This is a genomic window from Mesorhizobium sp. L-2-11 (assembly GCF_016756595.1).
Lineage (GTDB): Bacteria > Pseudomonadota > Alphaproteobacteria > Rhizobiales > Rhizobiaceae > Mesorhizobium.
On the sequence record NZ_AP023257.1, the window covers coordinates 6,081,505 to 6,100,867 of the forward strand.

The window sequence follows — 19,363 nt, forward strand, 5'->3', positions numbered from 1 at the left end:
TCACCCGGTATTGACACCGGGAGATCAAGCGACGGTCAGCCGGCTGCCTGGGCGACAAATGGCATCTCGACGAATGTGTGGTGGCCATCAATGGCAAGAAGCAGTGGCTCTGGCGTGCCGTCGATCAGGACGGCTTCGTCCTCGAAGTGCTGGTGCAAAGCCGCCGAAATGCCAAGGCGGCAAAGCGTCTGATGCGCAAGTTGCTGAAGGCTCAAGGGCGGACACCACGAGTCATGATCACCGACAAGCTCCGGTCCTATGATGCCGCCAGGCGCGACCTCATGCCCGGTGTCGAACACCGGTCGCACAAAGGCCTCAATAATCGAGCGGAAAATTCGCACCAGCCGACCCGACGACGCGAAAGGACCATGAAACGCTTCAAGTCGGCACGCCAGCTTCAGCGGTTCGTTTCCATCCATGATCCGATTGCCAACCTGTTCCACTTTCCCCGCAATACGCTGTCATCGGCTCAACATCGAGACCTGCGTAACGCCGCCATGCAAATCTGGAACAAAATCGCGTGTCTCGCCGCAGCGTGACAGCCGTCCCGGCCAGCTATCGCTGCATCAATCCGCTGATAACTTTACAGTGCCCGAAGCCTTCCGACCATGAGGCGAATGGAGGCCAGCTTGAGGAAGGCGAGCGCCCTGGTGCGATTCGAAATTGAATTTGTCTTCCTCAGCCCCTTTTGGAACTCCGGCCCCTGGAATGGCCGCCACCGGCGTAGAGCTTGAACAGGAAGGGATCGAGTCCGAACAGCTTCGCCATCACCATCACGCCGCCATCGCAGTCCTGGATGTCGGCGGCATGAACGAGGGCGTGCATCAGGAGACCTTGGTATTGACGAGAATATGCCGCTTCTTGCCTTTGATCTTCTTGCCCGCATCGCGCTGCCCAAAGTCGGGCTCCCGCTGGAGCGCGTCAACCTGGAAGCGTGCTCGCTGACGGCCTGGCCTCACGACGGATTGCGCGCCGAAGGCCAGCCGGTGCATGTCAAGAGCTGGCAATGCCGGCTCTGGCGTTCTCTCTCACCGCCACCCGGTGCTGAACGAAATGCGCAGCATCGAGAATATGGTCCGGACGATCCTGCGGGAGGCCTGTATCAACTGGGCACGCGGTCGCGAACCACCATCGCCGGTCGTGTGCAGGAGCTGGCCGGCGCTGACGCCGAGGTGCTGGAAATAACCGGTCGCTGACCAAGGTGTGTCGGGCGGTGCATGTGCACAGCTAGCGCGACCGCGCCAACGCACTCAGGTCCGGACTTCCTTTAAAACGCAAGCGACAGGTCGAGATTGTGCTGCACCATCTGATTCCCAGGCTCTGTCTCGAGAGCTTGCCGATACAGCACCTGTGCCGCGTCATGCCGCCCCTCAAGGTCCAAGATCACTCCCTTCGCGTTCAATGCGCGCAAATTTCCTGGGGCTGCAACCAAGAGCCTGTCCAGTACCTGAAGCGCCTCATGCGGACGCTTCTGCGCGACCAAAGCATTCGTAAGACGGATCGCCGCATCGACATTGTCTGGGTGCTGCGTCAACTCATCCCGCAGAGCCCGCTCTTGTGCATCCTGGCCGACCGCGCTCAAAATGCGTTCTCGCATAGCCGGGTCGATTTGGTTGGCGTTGAGCAGCTCTGGGGATGACGTCTCCCTCACTGAAAGAGCAGGCTTGTCCAAGCTGGCGCAACCGCCGAGAGGCAGCATGGCGAGTACAGAGAAGAAAAGTGAGTTCCTAAATGCTCGGCCGTCTGTATTCTGGTGTGAATTCATGCTTGGTTTCCAATTATCATAGAGTGCTATCACGTTCATTCGATGGCAAACGGATTGGGTTTACTCTGACAGCCCACTGATCAATCCATGCGGGAATTTGACGGACCCGGCGGGTTTAACTGTAAAGTCGGAGGCGATATCTTGATAAGACAGCACGGCAACATCGATCCCGTTTCTGGTGAAAAAGCCGCGGACGAAGCGTCGGATGTCCGTTGAGGTTAAAACGACAGGGCGGGTCTGACCCGGTGCTGTGTTCGAAAGGATCTGACGTACCTGTGACAGCAGCGCTTCGCTTTGCCGGTCCTCTAGTACGAGGTGGGGTCCTGCAGCCGAATCTCGAACTGCATTGCGCATCACATCCTCACTCTGGCGTTCGACGACCAAGGCGGGCACGATGCCCTCTGTGTTGGCATAGCGGTGACAGATCTGACGCTTCAAACCAGAACGAATATATTCCGTGAGCAGGGCAACGTTTGGCTCACGTTCGCTCCATTCCGCCAATCCTTCTAAGAGAAGGCGGGTGTGGCGGATCGGGATTCCTTCATCCAGGAGCCGGCGCAGCACATCCGCAATCCGAGGTATTGGCGTCGTGCGCAGCACCTCCTTGACCAGATCAGAATAGTCCTTCTCCATTCGGCCTATCAATTGTCGGGTCTCTTGAATACCGATCAATCGGGGTGCGAAACGGGTCAACGCTGTATGGAGGCGCAAGGCGAGGAATTCGCCAGGACCGTAATGTGTGATGCCGGCACTCTTGAGAGCCGGTGCATGGCTTTGGTCGGCCACGAGTCTGTCCGTTTTTGGATCACGCCGATACGGGATACCGCTCGATTCGATGTTCGCCACATCGTCTTTGAGCATCAGCTGGCTCGGATCAAACACACCCTGTTCAACTGGCACCCCCTCGATATCTATTCGAAACTGAGACTCCAGCAACTGCTGGTCGACAGTGACAGGGATGGGGGGAACGACAATGCCAAGATCGGCTGAAAGTAGTTGCGAAACGCGTGCAATCTCCTGCTGCAATTCGACTTGTTCAATCGCATGCATCAGGTCTGGCGCAAGGAAGAAAGCGATCGGACATTCCTGCGCGGGCGCGGTTTGTTTTTGAGTGTCCCCTGCACTTGTGGTATCGACAACATCGCCCTTCACAAAGCTTATCGCGGCGAAGATTGCGGCCAACACCAAAAAGACGGGCAGGGGGAAGCCAGGAACGAACCCCATCAAAACCAGGACGCAAGCTGCGACCCGCACTGGTCGCTTGCTGGCAGTGATCTGATTCACTATTTCGGTACCAAGGTTGACCCTCGCCGCCCCCGTGACACGAGTGACGACGGTCGCCGCTGTAATTGATAGCAGCAGGGCCGGAATCTGCGATATCAATGCATCGCCTATCGTTAGCAGAGTATAGTGATGCAGCACATCGCCGAAGGACATGCCCTTCGAGAGCAGGCCGATCGATATCCCACCCAGCATGTTGATGAAGATAACCACCAGTCCGGCGATGGAATCGCCCTTCACAAACTTCATCGCGCCATCCATCGCGCCGTAAAGTTGGCTTTCCTTCTCCAATGCGGCGCGTCGCCTGCGAGATTCGTTGGCATCGATGTGGCCGTTGCGTAGCTCTGCGTCGACCGCCATTTGCTTACCCGGCAGAGCGTCGAGCGTGAAGCGCGCCGCCACTTCGGCCACGCGTTCGGCGCCCTTGGCGAGGACCATGAATTGTACCATGGTGACGACCAGAAATATGACGAAACCGACCACGATATTGCCCGAGATCACGAAATCGCCGAACGTATGGATGATGGCGCCTGCCTCCCCCTCGGCCAGGATCAGGCGCGTCGTTGCGACGGTGAGCGCCAGGCGGAACACCGTGGAAAGCAAAATGATGCCGGGCAAAGAGGAAAGATCAAGTGGAGTACTGACATACAGGGCAACCATCATCAGCAGGATGGCCAGTCCCATATTGAATCCTATCAGCGCGTCGACCACCACGATCGGGATAGGCATGACCATCATAGCGATAGCCAGAAGCAGCATCAACGCGACCATCAGGTCCGGGTTGGCCGGCGAACGGTTGATGAACTTACGCAGGACGTTGGCCATCTAGGCCCCTTTACGATCGCTTGAGAATTATTCTGCTGCTACGCAGTGAAGCGTAGCATTCGAAGTCCGAGGGCCAAGTCCCTCATTGGGCAGCCCGCGAGCAGCAGGCTGTGGCATGAGAGCCCGAATGCGCGAAGCTGGGTGGTCAGCAAGTTTTCACTCTGTCCAGGTTTGTTGTGGTACTGGGCGCGGCAGAATGGTAGCTGACCACGCAATTCTGCTTGATAGGGCCTGCGGACTAATACGGGAGAGCAGCAAGGCGGCCATTACGGCTCAGCAGCACACGACCGTCCTCGATCCTGTCGACCGTCCATCCATCATCCAGAACGGCGCCAACAAAATACTTCTCACCACCTATGACAAGATACGGTTGCGGGCCACGCCAAACGGCTTCAACTGCGATTGCGGATGGCGCCTTTTCGTCTTTTATGAGCACTCCATTGACCAGTGTCAGGGCGCCCTTGGTGCGATGATCGAACCACTGCTGGAGCTTCCGCCAACTGATGACCGATTCAGACGTGACGGTACCCTCCGCCGTCACAGTGTCCTTTGCCGAGCCGACCTTAACATTGAGTAGGCCCGCTCTATCGACTTCCTCCTGCAGCTCTTTAGCCGCTGCCTCCGCAATCTGGTCGTCGGCGCGGTGGTTGGTCCGCTTCGACTCATGATCGGCACTGGGTGAATTGGGTCTCGATGCACCACCGTCCCCATTATAGGAAAAAAAGGCTGAGAGCATACCGACCGCTAGAGAGCTGACTATCACCGTGGCCAGAACACGCATCGAGAGGCGTGGTATGCCTATCGGACCACTTGTCACTTCATCCTGCACGGACCAGAGAATGGACATCTCGCCTGCGAGAACGACGACAGGAAGTGGCACCACAACGCACTCGCCCGCGGCGATATTCCGCTTACCCTTGATGCTGAGTCCGGCCGCAAGCGCCTCGACCTCGATCGAGTTGCCAAGGAGCGTTATACGAAAATGATGCGGTGCCAATCCTTGCTCGACGAAGATCATATCGGCGTCTAAGCCGCAGCCGATTAAGCTCGTTTCGAGAGCAGTCTTACCCGTCAGCCCGCAATAGAGCCCCGACAGAACTTCGAAATCAAGAGAAACGGCGTCATTCAAGGATGTTCTCCCGAACAAGAGAGAAGCCGCACGGCAATTGCCGTGCGGCTCATTTCGGTTCCACATCGCGCCACCTGGCGACGCGATCGGGAACCCCTGCTTCCGAACCTACTGAACGCGCTCGTCGGCCGCTTTCTTGATTGTGTTGAGGTTGGTCGTAACGGTGCGCAGCTGTATACTCCTAGCCGTAGCCTCCAAGCTAGCCGCCGTTAGATCCGCGATTTGCGCCTCGAAAGCGGCTTTCCCCGCGACTCTGGTACCTACGTCTGTAGCCACCGAAGTCCCAGTGCCAGCCGCACTGGTGCCAGTACCTGCTTTACTCATAACGTTTTCCTTCTGTTCAAACCGCGCCCGTCAGCACGGCACACACATCCTGACGCAGACCATCCACGTCAGGCATCCTCTTCAGTTTCTGCAATAGCCTCGTCGGCATCAGCCATGGCATCGTTCAAAATAGTTAGCGCAACGGAGTGGAGAACCGTGTCGAACGCTTCGGCTAGAGCTTGCTGATCATCCCCAGAGATAGTCTGACCGTCCACAGGATCTTTCCCGCCAACCGGCTTGTTTGGGTCATTGTTCCCGCTACCCGGTTTGTTAGGGTCATCATTCCCGCTACCCGGCTTGTCAGGTTGCTCTGGTTGGCTTTTCGGATCTCCATGCCCCCTGCGAGCTAAGGAAATGTTGCCAAATCCACTCCCAATTGCTGCGGCCATCAAGTACTCCTGCATGCGTTCCATTGGCGCCGACGCCTAAAGATAATCTCATCAGGCTACGAGCAGGAGCTTTCGAGAACCTGACGAGTCTGGACAAAAAGCGGGCTACCGGAAAATAATGATCGAGCAGGGTTCGGCCTCCTGCAAAGTGGTGAAAAGTGGGTACTGCGCTTCTGCCAAAGGAATAGCGCCTGACAGGAGGCCTGACATTCTTCGAACGTAGCGGTAAATTCCGAGGCTTCGTTGCTGCGACATCATCATTTCCCAACTTTCCCACGGTGGCGGGCTGAGGGCGCGGGAGGCGAACTCCCGAGCCCCGCCTTGCCCGAACCGTCTTCTGCTACCGACCTGCGCCAAAGCGAGCGGCAGCCTCGACGGCGCAATTGCACTTCCCGGCGATCTCACTAACATCCGGCAAACGCTGCTGATGACGCCCGCCGTGCTGTCAAATTGAGGAGAAAGGTCGTTCCCATTCATCGCGGGCCGGAAAAGTGCGAACTTGGTCGTGTGACCTGGGTGCGGTGATGCGCTCCCGCGTCCAGCTGCTGCTCCTCCTTTTTGCACCGAGGGAGCTCAGGCTCGCCGCCGAATCCAGCGAGATCCAAGGGCGTGGCTCCGCGGCGGATTGTGCGTTAATTCAGCCGATCAGAGCTCGGAAAACCGCAGAGGCAGCTCGGGTCAGCACGGCCGGCGTCTGTCCGCTCCAAAGCTCTGCATGCCACATGCGCCGCCGCGCTTGCCGACCACAAATGACAAACCGCTCAGCGGCAGCTTAAGTGGTCTCCGTGAAATGGCGCGGATCGGCGTGAGCAACCAAATCATGCGTTCAACGTCTTGCATGAAACCCGCCGACTCCCACGAATTTTTCAGGCTAGGAATGTTACACATAAAGGCCTCACGGAAGACCGCACTCCGATCACGTCCAAAATGGCACTAGCCCTCTTGTGTTACGGGGCGGCCACAGAGGCCCCAGGGCTAGGCCAATCCTGCGGCGAAGAGTGCTCTCGCCACGGGCTCGAAATATTGCATGGGAATGGGTCTGCCCAGTTGCGTTTTGCCGATGAGCTGATGCGCTAGGACATCGTTGTCGACAATTTCAAGACGTAGCGCTCGCGCCTCGCTAAGCAGGTGTGAAGCCCGCTCGCCATCGGCGCGGCAAACCAGGACGGGCACCCCGGTTTCACCGCGGACGTAACGCAGACCGATCAGTATCGCCGTTCCTTTGAAGATCAGCGTGGCGTGATGCACACCGAGGGGAGGTTCGTCAGCTGACTCGTCACGAATGCGACGTCGTTCACTCTTCAACTCTGGCGCCCCTTGCTGATCCTTCAGCTCGCGCGTGACTTCAGTCTTGGTCATCCTCATTTCGCGCAGAAACAACGCACGCTGCACCAGGAGATCGATCAGGCCAGCGGCCAGAAGTGCGCCGGCGCCAATTCCGATCAGCAGTTTTGCCCCCGTAACGACAAGGCCCAAACAGCCCATGCCGCAGAACGGCAGATAGACCATCGTCTTCCACATGCCGAGAAGGCAAAAGGAAAAGGTTGCGCCGAGAACGAATACTTTAAACAGCGTCTTCCCGAGTTCGACCATCGAACGCGCAGACGCCAAGCGCTTCAGCCCTTGAAAAGGATTAATTTTATCGAAGTTGGGCGTCATTGGCTCGAGAGAGAAAACAAATCCACCATTGGCTAATATGCTTGCCAAAAGCACCGCCGCGACAAGCGTTCCAAGCAGCGGGCCAACAGTTGCCAAGGTGAGTTCGGCAAGCACAACCAGCGCCTGCCGGACCGCGAAGTCAAATGGCAGGTTCTGCAGCTTGTCGACAAATAGTAGCGCTTCGCGGCATTTGTCTTCGATCGCGCTGCCTCTTAGCCAAAGGTATCCGAGACCAGCGCAAGTGCCGACCGCGCGAACGAAATCGGAGCTATGTGGCAGCTGCCCTTTTTTGCGTGCATCGTTTAGCTTTTTGGGGGTGGCGGCGTGTGTCTTCTCTTCGCTCGAGTCGCTCATTTCAGCAATCTATCGAACCACTCGAGCGCGCCATTCGCTTGTGTGATCTCCAGTTTCATACCCTCTACGAGATAGCCAGCGTATGTAACCATGAGAATCGGAAAGACAAGATTCTTGATCGCCGGGGACATTTGGGTCAATTTGAATTGCGGCGCAAAGCGACGCAGTAGCATAAAGGATACATCAATCAGCGTCATAAAGAACACGACGGGCCCTGACACCAATAACGCCGTGCGCATAATCTGGTCGAGGAGCCCTAACACCTCCATTGCTCCTTGCGTGCTCAATGTAGGATAAAACTTATACACGGGCCAGATCAAATAGCTGCCATAAAGGGCGCCGATCAACGTTTCCAGCCCCCCTGATGCGACGAAGATGGCAATCGCAGTGATCCCGAGAAAGACTCCCATGGCGGAAGCCTGACTATTCGTCGCGGGGTCGGTCGGGGCGGACGGGTTGGTGACGCCGCGTTGGTTGTCGATAAACTCACCGGCCGCCTGAAGTCCCCATAAGGGAATGCCAAGGAAGGTGCCAAGTAGTGCGCCGACAAGAACTTCCTTCAATCCGAGCAGAGCTACCTCAATCAGACGTGTTTCAGGATCCAGCGCCTGCAACGCGTCGCTGACATGTGCCAGACATGGTAATCCGAAGCCGACAGCCAGGCAGCCGCGGATCAGGCCATCGGTCTGAGAACGTGTAAATACCGGTAGGATCATCATAATGCCTATCGCGCGCGCTGCGCCAAGACCGGCTGCTACGACGAGTTCGATAGCCGTATGCATGAGGATCTGAATCTCGGCCGGTGACGCATACATGGCGGAGACTAGTAGCTAAGTGTCATGGCGGGAAACTCGGTAAAGATCTGGTCGGTTAGCTCTATCAGCGGGGCGCTCAGCACAGGAGCAAACAAACCAATAACCGCGACAACAACCAGAAGCTTGACGGTTAGTGGCAAACTTTCATCCTGGATCTGTGTTGCCGCCTGGATGATGCCAATGACCAAGCCAACGACCACCGATGCAATGAGCGGCGGCAGAATCCAGATCATGAATACCACCAACGATTGGCTCATAAGAGTGACAATACTGGATTCAGCTATAATCAACCTCCCGGTATCGTGTAACTCAACACAAGCCCGTGCATCAATTTCGACCAGCCATCAATAGCGACGAACACGAAGAGTTTGAAAGGGACAGATATAAGCGTCGGGGATACCATAGACATGCCCATCGCCATCAAAATTGTCGTCACAATAAGATCAATAACGATGAAAGGAAGATAAAGAAGAAATCCGATCTCAAACGCGCGCTTTAGCTCTGAAATTAGAAAAGATGGAACCAGAATGGACAAATCATCAACTGTGGCTTTGGCACGCATTTCCGCTGGCCAGACTTTTTCGGTAGACGAGAGGAAAAACTGTCGCTGCTCCTCATTTGTGAACTTCTTAAGATGATCACGCAGGGGCTCGCTCCCGGATTTGGCGGCGCTTACCCAGTCGTCGAACGTCTGATAATGTAGCTTCGGATCGGTCATCCGATCATAGGTCTGTTCAACAACGGGCGCGCTAAGAAACATGGTGAGGATCAATGCGACAGCGTACAGCGCTATGTTAGGTGGTATCGTCTGAGTCCCGAGCGCATTGCGCACGAGGAAAAGAACAACCGATACCTTTACAAAGGCCGTGGTCGTGACGACCACTAAAACCAGCAGACCCAGTCCGGCGGTAACTGCGAGAAGCGCCAGGATTGGCGGCTGGAGCTCAGTCATTGCATCCCAACCGGCCACGGAGCCTGATGCCCAGCGTATCTCCAATGCGCACGATGTCGCCACGCCCGATACACTGACCGTTGGCAAGTATATCGACCGGATCCTGAATCGGCCGTCCAAGTTCGAAAATATGCCCTTCGCCGGCACTTCTTAATTCCCCTAGAGGAATAGGCCAGCGACCGCATTCAAAGACAAGCATGATCTCGACATCGTCGAGATCCTCCGTCGGCCCTAGTTGCGATCCAAGTTGTGTCATATGCGCATTCTCCAAAGAATAGGAACGCGGGCGGAAAGGCCCGTGCAGGACTAGCTGGTCGCCCTCAAGATCGGCGCTGGCCCACAACTGGCCCAAAGATAGGGCGATCTCGCCCCGGCCGAACGGCGCCAGGTCCGGCAACAGAGCATCACCGGCACATGCTTTTCGAAGAATCGCCGCAGGAACGTGCAGCGTGCCGATCTCTCCTGCAACCACGATCGGGAGGTCTGAAAGTAATCCGCGCGGCTGTCGCGGTAACTGGCCAAACAGTTCGCCCAGAGCACGAAACGCAGATGGCACCAAGCCATCGAGAGGCGAGAACAGGAACAGACGACCCTTGCCACTGACCGGGCCGAAGTCGATATCCAGTTCGAGATAAGGAGCCAGTGTCGCGGCTTCAAACACGCGCACGAGCTGCACGTTCAGCTGAGTCCTATACTCCAGTCGAGCAATAAGTGGCTCAAGTGCAAGTTCAACAATGAGTGAAGCCGTTGGCTCGGAAGGGAAAGTCAGCCCATTCTGCACTGTTGCGATGAGCCCCTCTACGAGCGACCGCGATATCGACAGCACGACCGTCTCAGCTCCGACCCTACAAATGCAGTCGAGCATTGGAATGGCGGCAAAATTCTCCTGCCAGACAAGCCCTGCCACACGCACCGACAGTGGCACGTCGTTGATCCGGGTCTGAAACGGTCCGCGCGAAGCCGCAGTGTCATTGAGCCACGAGGCGACCTCGTGGGACAGTGTCAGCGCTGGTTCCAATAGAGGGGGGCTCACCAAAGCGGCTGCCAAAAACTGCACCGTTCTGTCATTCGGAGGACCTGCAGGTTATCGAATCCGTTTCGCGACCTGGGAAAGCGGTCCCCTGCCAAATCGAAGCAGTATCTCATCGTCGGCCTCGATCTCGCCTGCGGCCTCCGAATGGATCTCGACGGCGCGCCCGACGTCGTCCTCGATCTGGCGCCATTTGTGCGTAGCCGCCGAACATGCGACCCATAGGTCCCTCGTCTCGGACGCCGCTGTCTCCGCCTTTTCTTGGGCGATTCGCGCATTACCAAGCATCTGCCGTCGGCGTGTGATTTCAGTTGCAAGCCGCTCAACATGCAGGTGGTGCCGGTCAAGCGCGGCGTTAGACAAGTTTTCGAGAGTCATCAGCTCCTGGTAGAGCGCTGCTTCCGCCGTTGCGCAATGTTGTTGTGCCATGGCAAGCTCTCGGGAGGCATTCTGTGCGGCTAAGGTGGCCATACGGCGCTCGGCTTCCTTCTTGGACAGCTCACTAAGGGCACGACGCTCTTGCATTTCCTTCAAGACCCGTAACCTGGAAGCCTGAACATGATTTACGCGGTCAGACGCGACATCCATGCGACCGTTTCCTCAAACCCTGAGATCTCGTCTTCGCTCTGGCGCAAAAACTCCCTCAGTTCGTCTATTGACTCGACAGCCCGGTCCGTCAGGGGATCGCCGCCTTGCTTGTATTCTCCGACGTTGATCAAGAACTCGGTCTCGGCATGCCGGGAAAGGAGTTCACGAAAGAAGGATGCCGCCTTGCGATGTGTCCGCGAAACGACCGCATCCATCACGCGGCTGCGACTCTGTAGTACATCGATAGCGGGGAAATGCGATCGCGCCGCAATAGCGCGCGAGAGCACGACATGGCCATCGAGAATGCCGCGCGACTCTTCAGCGATTGGATCCCCTGTGCCATCGCCTTCTACAAGCACGGTATAGAACGCCGTGATTGAGCCACGCTCACTCATGCCGGCGCGCTCAAGCAGGCCTGGCAGCATGCTGAAAACGGAAGGAGGGAAGCCCCGTCGCGTCGGCGGCTCGCCCGCAGCAAGGCCTATTTCACGCATGGCGCGGCAGAAGCGTGTCAGCGAGTCCAGCATGAGAGCAACGCGTAGCCCTTGTTCGCGAAAATATTCCGCGAGCGCTGTCGCCATCGGAGCACATTGCGCCCGCTCAACAGCCGAGCGGTCGGACGTTTCAACAACAACGACGGCACGGCGAAGGCCCTCTTCCCCGAGATGCCTCTCGATGAATTCACGAACTTCACGTCCTCGTTCGCCTATCAATGCGACTATGACAACGTCAGCGGCGGCACCTTTTACGATCTGTGACAATAAGGTCGACTTGCCACCACCTGGCTCGCCGTAAATCCCGATCCGCTGGCCCTCGCCGCACGTCAGGAGACCATCCAGAACACGCACCCCAAGGGGCAAGGGCCGTTCAATCATGCGCCTTGTCATTGGATTTGGAGCTCTGCCGTGCAGCGGCCGAGTTTCTGTGGTCTCGATTTGGCCTTTGCCGTCCAATGGACGGCAGCGACTGTCAATCACCCGGCCAAGTAGATCGTTGCCGACGGGTACTTCACGCATTCGTCCAGTGGCCACGACTTCCGCGCGGCTGGAGAGGCCGACCAGGTCGCCGATCGGCGTCAGCAATACGCCATCATCCAACAGGCCGATCACCTCAGCTTCCAGCGACAGTCCGGTTCGTGGGTCCTGTAGGAGGCAAAGTTCTCCAATACGAGTGTCTGGCAGGACGGCATGGACCAGTGTGCCGACAGCCCGCGTGATCCTGCCGCGCACGACGCGCGTGTCGATCCCCTTTGCCGTAGCTCTCAAAGACGAGATCGCCGGATCGACAGGGCAGATCGCATCGTCGTGATTATGTTCTGATACCTGCGTTGTCACAGTTCGCCTTTTTCAGAAAGCGACCCGAAGCCGAGACGCAACGCGCGCATCTGCGCATCAAGCCCCAGATCGACATTGCCGTACTCGCTCCACAGCACGCAGCGTCGCGGCGATAACGTCGGATCCGGTTTGATCCGAACCCTTGGCCGACCATCCTGGCCGTCCCATCCCGCAAACTCTCGCGCAAGCATGTCCACTTGCGTCGGATACACATGGAGGCAGACTTCCGCGCCGCTGTATTGGCGCTCAATGGCGTGGCGAACAGCCATGACCAACAGTTCGCCCGGATCGAACGCTCCTAGAAGCTCGCTTAGTATCTCAAGCACGAGCTGCGGCAATTGCTGCTCCAGAACCGCCTTTCGTCGTGCGACTTCGGCAACCGCCTGCGAAATCAGCGCCGCCATTTCCTCCGCGCCTGCATTCAGGCCCTCGGTATGGCCGCGCGCCAACTCACGCTGATACGCCGCGCGTGCCCAACTGCGTACGTGCTGCTGATGCCGTTCTGCGGCGGCACACGCTTTTGCGGCATTATCCCAGATTTCGAGCTCGCTCGCCGGTATCAGTGGCCCCAATGGGCGCATCTGCGGCGCTGCCGGCGCCACGGAAATATCGGCTGTCATATCGGCGGGTTCTCCGCCTCAAAATGGCGTACCACAAGCGACAACAACTGACCTGCGGCGTTCCCGTGCTTAGGCTCTGGATTGTCGGCGGCGGTTCCTACAGGCAAGCGTAGGAGCACGCGGTTGCGCTCCATCACTGGACTGTGATGGAGCCAGGCACCAAGACAGGCGTGTCCATCGTGTTCAATTTGGTGCGCGAGTTTTCCCGGATCCGCGATCAATCTGTCCGCAATGGCATGCGCCAGATGTCGGATTCCAAACGCATGGGCATCAGCGCCGATACGTTGAATGAGCACTGTGAGGTCAGGCTGAGAGACAAGCTTAAGCAGCGATCGGGCATGCCATGCACTACCTGCAAGGAGGGCAGCCCGAAGCGGATCATTACCGCGCAGAAGGTCCAGCCCCCGCTCAACATCATTCGACTTCGAATCATTGTCGAGTAACAATTCTGTTAGTCTTCGCTGCAGTCTGGGACACTTCTGCAACTGAGCCAACGTAGCAGCCGATAACGCCGGATCAAGACGCGCGCCAAGACGGGTAGGATGGGCCGAAGCAGCAAGCTCGCTCCGACCCAAGGAAGGCAATTGGAACGAACCATCAGGTTGGGCGGTCAGTATCGGCATTGGCATTGACATGTCACTGAGGCGCTATCGCCGGTGTCTTTTTGCGAATGGCATCGAGTGCGGAAACACCCGACCGCCGCTCGAGCTTGGGAACTTCGCCCGCTGACTGCTTGCGCCGGCGGCTAAGACCGGTGACTAAGAGATAGCACGCCACTGCGAACACAGCTGCGGCAATACCGGTTAAGCTGGCCAAAAGTGGCGCTGGAACGGGCCTGGACGCTTGGGCCAAAACAGTCGCCGGCACGGACCGTTGCTCAGGCGCGGAACGCTCCACCGACACCAAAACCACTTCGACCTTGTCGTAGGACAACCCTTCGATGCTGTCGGCCACGAGCATCTTTATCTTCGGCAGCAGAACCGAGAGATCTGCTTTGGCGTCGTGCCTGATAAAGACCGAAGCCGAGGATGGCGTGGCGCCTGCTCGCAAAAGGTCGTTATGCGGCAGAACTACGTGGACACGTACAGAGAATACGCCATCGATATCGCTGATCGTGCGGGACAACTCTTCGCTGAGCGCATAAACATAACGGGCACGTTCCTCGGTCGGCGAGGCAATGAGGCCTGATCCTTGGAAAATCTCTCCGAGGTTCTTGAATGACTGGCGCGGCAATCCCTTGCCATTCAGGAGGTCGATTGAGTAAGCGAGCAGCTTTTCGTCAACCTGGACCGTGCTAGTCCCATCCTTGGCAGCGACCCGAACCGCATGAACTCCGTTGTCCATCAGAAGGGCGAGCATTTCATTCGCCTCGCGCTCCTGCAGTTGCGTGTAGAGATCCACCTTGCAACCGCCGAGGGCCACGAGGAGTGGCAGCACGATAAGGCGAAGTGACCTCCGACCGCACGTGCCAGGCATGATTTCCTGGGCTAAGCCAATCATGTGCGCGGTTCAGCCTTCCTTTAGAAGTTTATTTACAGATGAGGTGATGCCGCTGACACCTTTGGAAACAAGCGCAACCTGAGTGACGCCATTGTACATATCCCGCAGACCAGCAATCATTGTTTCGAAATCATGCCGTCCTTGCGGAACGCCTGACGTTCCGGTTCCCGCATCACCTTCGGCAGGAAGCTTCTGCGGCCTAGGTAGAGCGCCCTTGAAAAGGCCTACCTGCTGGTCGAGCGCAGCCGAATTAACAGCACGGTCTGGGTACATCGCAGAAATCGTCTGCAACACGCGGTCCCCCAAGGGACTCATCTGCGTAGCCGCGCGTTGAAGAGCCATCGCCGGAGGAACTGGCACCCTCGATGGCGCCGATGCGGCATCGTTTTTCAGCGAGTCGGCCGCGTGCGCCAAAGCGCGCTCAAACTGGGCTTGCTCGCTGAACGACGGTGACCCGGCCCTGGCCAGACAGTCCGTTAAAGTGGCAGTGATCGACGTGATAGGGATCATCATGAAAGACCCGATAGCTTCCTCTTTGACCGGAGCGAACTCGGCCCTTCGTCATTCGTTATCAGGTCAACGTCTAGGTGGCCGAGCTGACGACAAGCTGACTGACGGAGCCTGGTTAGTATCTAGAGGATATGCTGGCGCCTAAGTCACTTGTGCAAATTTCAGACTCTAGTGTATCAGTGCGCAATGTTGAGAGCGCTCATCCGATCCGTCCGCCCACACGTTTTGAGACTTCTGTGTGCCGGTTTTTTTCTCTCCGCCGGAACCAACGGAACTCTCGGCGTCCCCTTATCCCTCTCCAAGACGCCGTACAGATATACGGTTCTCGATCAGGATATTTCTGAGGCGCTGCAGCAATTCGGCAACAACCTTAATATCCGAGTCAACATTAGCGCCGAGGTGAAGGGGCGGATCCGCGGGAGTATGCCGGATTTGCCACCGCGCGAGTTCCTCGACCGTTTGGCCAATATGTACGGTCTCCAATGGTATTATGATGGGCTTGTCCTCTACGTGTCAGCCGCAAAAGAATCACAAACCCGCATGCTTGTGCTGACTTCGATCCGCTTCGATACGTTTAAGGGTGCCCTAGACAAGCTTGAGATCTCCGATGACCGCTACGTCGTGAGACCCGCGCCGGGAGATGGCCTCGTTTTGGTTTCCGGTCCGCCGCGCTTCACCGCGCTCGTGGAGCAGACTTTCAATGGTCTTGTCGCAGAGGCACAGGGGCAGCCGCGCGTCCATGAAACGCCGACAAGCGAATCGGTCCTGACATTGTTTCGGGGTTCCTCCACCATGGTCGTCCGCAACGGATTGCCTGAAGCCGCTTATTCGTCCGACGTGCCGCAGCAGGATGGCGTTGGCGGGAAGCCAGAGCCACGCCAAAAATGATATCTGCGGTCGCAGCTTCGGGACAAAACAACACCGCGGCCACCCCAAATTGTGAATTCCTCTGAACTCGTCAGTTTACCGAAAGCTAAACCGCTCATGGTGGCAACCGCCAGCTTCAGCGATATCTCCGGTCATTGTGCTGGTATTGCACATGGATCTGGCGTGGGGGATTGCAATTTCATTTTTGAGGAGACACAATGTCCGTCAATAATAATACAAGCAACGTTTTCCGTAGCCAGGATATTCTCCAGTACAGCAGCCTGAATCTGACATCTTCGTTGGAAAAGGCGCAGCAAAACGCATCGTCATTCGAGGCGATGCTCTCCCTTCACCTGCACGAAGACGACGCCAGCCCCTTCCCGTCGATGAAGGAATTGTGCCGGAACACATCGGAGTCGCTGTTGCCCGATGTCGCATCCTCGTTGGAAGAATTGCGCAAGAACCCATTGGATCTGCTGCCGCCAAGCATGAGGGCAGCCATCGAAGCAACGGATCAAGGCCCGCAGCCTGCGGTCGCCCTCCCTCCCATTGCGCAAGCGCCTATAAAAAGCGAGAGAATTACGTGGAACGGCGGCTCACTGTCCCAAGCCGAGTTGCAGATTGTCGCAGTGCTGAACCGTCACAAGGACCTATGCCCGCTTAGTTGGCAATCGCTGACGGATAAAGCCAATGATCCCTCTACGCCACCGGATCTGAAAGCGGCGATTGAGGGATTGCAGCAGGATCCAGAGCTTTTTTATGCGATCGGCTCGCAGGGCGATGGCCGCTGTGGCGGTAAGATCACGGCCAAGGATTTGTCCGAGTTCTCTCGCCATCACTCACAAGTTGCCGCATTTCAGGGCCAGCAGGCGCAAAGCTACGCGCAGAACTACATCCCATCCGATAGTACTGGAAGTGCGCAGCCGTCGGTTATGACCTTGAACGATGCGATGCGCGAGCTTTACCGGTACTCCGAAAACCTGCCCAAGAACCTGAGTCTGACTTATTTCAAGCAGATCGTCGACGGCGACGCGAAAACTGGCAAATGTCCGCCACAGGTCATTGCGGCGGCTCAGTACTTTGTCAGTCACCCGAATGAATGGAAGCGGTTGTACGGTGGCTCGATAGACAAAGTCCATAAAGAGGATTTTCTCCAAGTCGCTTCATCTTCGATGAGCCTCACGCAAACCGAGCTGAATACCCTTAAGACGATCAACAGCAACCAGCAAAAATTCTTTGGGAGCGGTGTCCTGACTCGTGACAAGCTCGCAAGCATGGCGCAAGACAAGAGCCTAGATCCGAGAGTAAAGCAGGCGGCATCGCAGCTGTTATCGGATCATCTGCTCTTCGGTCTTCTAAACAATTCGATTACGGGCTACAAGACCCACAATTCGTTCTTCGATTTCGGCGGCGGACACACGGTTGATTCCGGCAATATCAGCAACAAAGATTTTGGCCACTTCTACAACGGCATGTCGTCTGCAAACCGAGCCGTTCAGCAGCCAAAGACCCATGCGCCCGAAACTGCTGCGGAACAGGACGCCGTCTCGGACATGATGACGGGCCGGGCGGACCAGCCTGATACCAAGTCGGCCAAAAAGAACGGCGGGGCCTTCATCCACACAGTCGACGACGTGCTCAAGGTGTACTCGACAGTGGCTGATTGGGCTGCGACGGCGGTGGGTCTGTTGAGCTTCATTCCGGTCGTGGGCCAAGTGGCCGATGCCGTGTCGATGACGCTCGCGTTCGAGGCGCAAGCGGCAAATCTTGTCCGCACAGCCATTACCGGAGGCAATATGAAGCAGGCGCTGCTAGACGCTGGCATCAATATCGGAGCGCAGGCGCTCAGCCTTGTCGCGGGTCCCGAGGTCAAGCTTGCGATTCGCAACGGGCTGGTGAAGACGGCGTTGGAAGAGGCCGCCGCGGCCGGGATCGATCTGCCGATTTCCATGGCGAAAAGCTATGCAGAAGACTATTTGTCCAACCTGCAAGCATGCCTTCCGGCCGACACTATGCAAGCGGCCGGCCTCCTCAGCCCGATGGTGCCAATACTCCAGAAAGTGGCCTGACAACAAATGTGCGACTTCCTTCGCACGCTTCACTAGCCTATCAATCACCTTGTGGGGAACCTTTGCCTTTCCGCAAGGCGATTTGGCAGGCGTGCCTTGAGGATCGTGGTTAGGTCGCAGCAGGCCCGGGCTTAATCCGCTCATCCTTCGGCCTTGAGGTCGTTTTCACACTTAGCCTGAGAGGAGAAGGTGAGAACTGAGAACGGCTAGAAAAAACCGATATTGTTGAAAAAGTCCGCGTCGCGGTCGCCCGTGGCGCTTTCGTAGGATGGCGTTCCGCGGAGACCCCAAAATTGAATCCTGATTCCATGCAATGCGCCGGGTTGGAACTGGATTCTAATATCGGTGGGGACTTTGCGGTGCGCCGGACTTTTTCAACAGTATCAACCCAGAGCGGTCGTGCTGGCCAGTTGGCGCAGCGCCCGTCCCCCACTGCTTCTCCGGTGGTCATAGGGACCACCGGGCCGCAACATGGGCCGGTGGAGCGCAGCGACACAGCCGCCAGCTTTGTCGACACGACCGCCAAGATCAAGCTCGCTTGGCCACTTGAGCCACGCCGCCGTCGCGTGACGTGCGCCTTTAACCTCGCAAATGAAGAACGCCGCTCAGCGAGGCAACGTCATGAGCGCAGCGCCACCGGGCACCCCGGAGAGGTGAGGGACACCCCTATCTTGTTCAGGTCACGGTCGTGTATTGTGACGGCCGCGCTCACCACCAGATCCGAAGCAACGGCAATGTTACAGACTGGAGGCGGCGCCGTGCTCTACCAAGCTAAAACATACGACCCATGTCATTGACCTTTGCCCGCCCCGAACGTCCTGTATGTGGCAACTGGTATGGCCGCACGCTCGCCATCGCTCGGCTCGACAGCCTGGTTGTCGAGCAAATCGCGCGGATCGTTGACCATTGCAGCTAGGTTACGTCGTGTCGAACAGCCAAGGGGCTTTTCGAAGGATTTGTCACTGAGTAAAGAATACGACGGACAGGCAGGTGGGCGGGCATGATACACAATTGCTTCTACTTGGACTGCGCCGCCATCGTGTTGGTCGAGCAAATGGATGTTGTAAGTGTCTATACCCATCTGCCTGGCCTGATGCACCACCTCTGCGCTGAGCCGGGACGAGCCCCAGATAAGGAGGTGAAGGGCATCGCGGCGGCCGCTACTGGTCCTGTCAAGGAAAACACGCAAACGCTGCCGTTCGGAAGCGCGGAGGCTCTTTAATATCAGCACGGTGGTCTCCGGCCGGATAAGGATTGGCGCAGGGGGCTCGACATAGATCGGCACAGTGCTTGTGCAGCCACTTGCGCTGGCTGTCAGGGCGACCAGGAGAACTTTGATCCGCAAAGTCATT

At 57.3% G+C, this 19,363-nt stretch carries 18 protein-coding genes and 3 pseudogenes; 5 read left to right on the forward strand and 16 right to left on the reverse strand.

What is annotated here, in order from left to right; genetic code table 11:
* Window positions 1-20 precede the first annotated feature (20 nt).
* Window positions 21-612 (forward strand): annotated as a pseudogene (locus JG739_RS28955) (IS6 family transposase); the annotation flags it as partial.
* Here JG739_RS28955 and JG739_RS28960 read toward each other — a convergent pair.
* A pseudogene (locus JG739_RS28960) lies at window positions 584-887 on the reverse strand (transposase); the annotation flags it as partial. The pseudogenes JG739_RS28955 and JG739_RS28960 sit on opposite strands and share 29 nt — an antisense overlap.
* Here JG739_RS28960 and JG739_RS28965 point away from each other — a divergent pair.
* Window positions 888-1,157 (forward strand): annotated as a pseudogene (locus tag JG739_RS28965) (IS110 family transposase); the annotation flags it as partial.
* A gap of 110 nt (window positions 1,158-1,267) precedes the next feature.
* Here the strand turns inward: JG739_RS28965 and JG739_RS28970 are convergent.
* The 12 genes from JG739_RS28970 to sctL all read right to left on the reverse strand — a co-directional run bounded on the left by JG739_RS28970 (window position 1,268) and on the right by sctL (window position 13,065).
* On the reverse strand, window positions 1,268-1,765 hold the full coding sequence (locus JG739_RS28970) for a tetratricopeptide repeat protein (RefSeq protein WP_010913980.1): 498 nt from the start codon (window positions 1,763-1,765) through the stop codon (window positions 1,268-1,270).
* Window positions 1,766-1,825: 60 nt separating this feature from the next.
* Window positions 1,826-3,871, reverse strand: a complete 2,046-nt coding sequence (gene sctV / locus JG739_RS28975; protein WP_010913979.1) for a type III secretion system export apparatus subunit SctV — start codon at window positions 3,869-3,871, stop codon at window positions 1,826-1,828.
* Between the two features lie 238 nt (window positions 3,872-4,109).
* Window positions 4,110-5,000, reverse strand: coding sequence for a SctD/MshK family protein (locus JG739_RS28980; RefSeq protein ID WP_010913978.1), 891 nt, complete (start codon window positions 4,998-5,000; stop codon window positions 4,110-4,112).
* Window positions 5,001-5,392: 392 nt separating this feature from the next.
* A complete protein-coding gene (locus tag JG739_RS28985; protein WP_044551341.1) occupies window positions 5,393-5,713 on the reverse strand; it encodes a hypothetical protein in 321 nt (106 codons plus the stop codon).
* 975 nt (window positions 5,714-6,688) lie between these two features.
* Window positions 6,689-7,726: an EscU/YscU/HrcU family type III secretion system export apparatus switch protein gene (locus tag JG739_RS28990; RefSeq protein ID WP_010913977.1), complete on the reverse strand. Its 1,038-nt coding sequence runs from the start codon at window positions 7,724-7,726 to the stop codon at window positions 6,689-6,691.
* Window positions 7,723-8,541 carry a type III secretion system export apparatus subunit SctT gene (sctT, locus tag JG739_RS28995; protein ID WP_202364451.1) on the reverse strand — a complete coding sequence of 273 codons (819 nt, stop codon included), beginning with the start codon at window positions 8,539-8,541 and terminating at the stop codon, window positions 7,723-7,725. The genes JG739_RS28990 and sctT overlap by 4 nt, the downstream gene beginning before the upstream one ends.
* 8 nt (window positions 8,542-8,549) lie before the next feature.
* On the reverse strand, window positions 8,550-8,798 hold the full coding sequence (locus JG739_RS29000; RefSeq protein WP_010913975.1) for an EscS/YscS/HrcS family type III secretion system export apparatus protein: 249 nt from the start codon (window positions 8,796-8,798) through the stop codon (window positions 8,550-8,552).
* A gap of 29 nt (window positions 8,799-8,827) precedes the next feature.
* Window positions 8,828-9,493: a type III secretion system export apparatus subunit SctR gene (gene sctR, locus JG739_RS29005; RefSeq protein ID WP_010913974.1), complete on the reverse strand. Its 666-nt coding sequence runs from the start codon at window positions 9,491-9,493 to the stop codon at window positions 8,828-8,830.
* The gene (gene sctQ / locus JG739_RS29010; protein ID WP_010913973.1) at window positions 9,486-10,550 is read right to left on the reverse strand and encodes a type III secretion system cytoplasmic ring protein SctQ; all 1,065 of its coding nucleotides are present in this window, start codon (window positions 10,548-10,550) and stop codon (window positions 9,486-9,488) included. The genes sctR and sctQ overlap by 8 nt, the downstream gene beginning before the upstream one ends.
* Before the next feature lie 27 nt (window positions 10,551-10,577).
* Complete coding sequence (locus tag JG739_RS29015) at window positions 10,578-11,111, reverse strand: hypothetical protein (protein ID WP_010913972.1); 534 nt, start codon at window positions 11,109-11,111, stop codon at window positions 10,578-10,580.
* Window positions 11,087-12,445 (reverse strand): type III secretion system ATPase SctN, encoded by a 1,359-nt coding sequence (sctN, locus tag JG739_RS29020; RefSeq protein ID WP_096453929.1) that lies wholly within the window; start codon window positions 12,443-12,445, stop codon window positions 11,087-11,089. Before sctN ends, JG739_RS29015 begins: the two co-directional genes overlap by 25 nt.
* Window positions 12,442-13,065, reverse strand: coding sequence for a type III secretion system stator protein SctL (gene sctL / locus JG739_RS29025; protein WP_010913970.1), 624 nt, complete (start codon window positions 13,063-13,065; stop codon window positions 12,442-12,444). The genes sctN and sctL overlap by 4 nt, the downstream gene beginning before the upstream one ends.
* 170 nt (window positions 13,066-13,235) lie before the next feature.
* Between sctL and JG739_RS36095 the strand changes: the two genes are divergently transcribed.
* On the forward strand, window positions 13,236-13,508 hold the full coding sequence (locus tag JG739_RS36095; protein WP_157866081.1) for a hypothetical protein: 273 nt from the start codon (window positions 13,236-13,238) through the stop codon (window positions 13,506-13,508).
* Window positions 13,509-13,701: 193 nt separating this feature from the next.
* Here JG739_RS36095 and sctJ read toward each other — a convergent pair whose 3' ends face one another.
* Window positions 13,702-14,565, reverse strand: coding sequence for a type III secretion system inner membrane ring lipoprotein SctJ (gene sctJ / locus JG739_RS29035; protein ID WP_044549206.1), 864 nt, complete (start codon window positions 14,563-14,565; stop codon window positions 13,702-13,704).
* Between the two features lie 9 nt (window positions 14,566-14,574).
* Window positions 14,575-15,078 (reverse strand): nodulation protein NolB, encoded by a 504-nt coding sequence (locus JG739_RS29040; protein ID WP_010913967.1) that lies wholly within the window; start codon window positions 15,076-15,078, stop codon window positions 14,575-14,577.
* Between the two features lie 183 nt (window positions 15,079-15,261).
* Here JG739_RS29040 and JG739_RS29045 point away from each other — a divergent pair, with 183 nt between their 5' ends.
* Both JG739_RS29045 and JG739_RS29050 read left to right on the forward strand, forming a co-directional pair.
* Window positions 15,262-15,963 carry a hypothetical protein gene (locus JG739_RS29045; RefSeq protein WP_063825847.1) on the forward strand — a complete coding sequence of 234 codons (702 nt, stop codon included), beginning with the start codon at window positions 15,262-15,264 and terminating at the stop codon, window positions 15,961-15,963.
* A 197-nt stretch (window positions 15,964-16,160) separates the two neighbouring features.
* Window positions 16,161-18,011 carry an HrpF/NolX family T3SS translocon protein gene (locus tag JG739_RS29050; protein WP_202364452.1) on the forward strand — a complete coding sequence of 617 codons (1,851 nt, stop codon included), beginning with the start codon at window positions 16,161-16,163 and terminating at the stop codon, window positions 18,009-18,011.
* Window positions 18,012-18,801: 790 nt separating this feature from the next.
* Here the strand turns inward: JG739_RS29050 and JG739_RS29055 are convergent.
* A complete protein-coding gene (locus JG739_RS29055) occupies window positions 18,802-19,362 on the reverse strand; it encodes a CpaD family pilus assembly lipoprotein (protein WP_010913964.1) in 561 nt (186 codons plus the stop codon).
* Window position 19,363 lies beyond the last annotated feature (1 nt).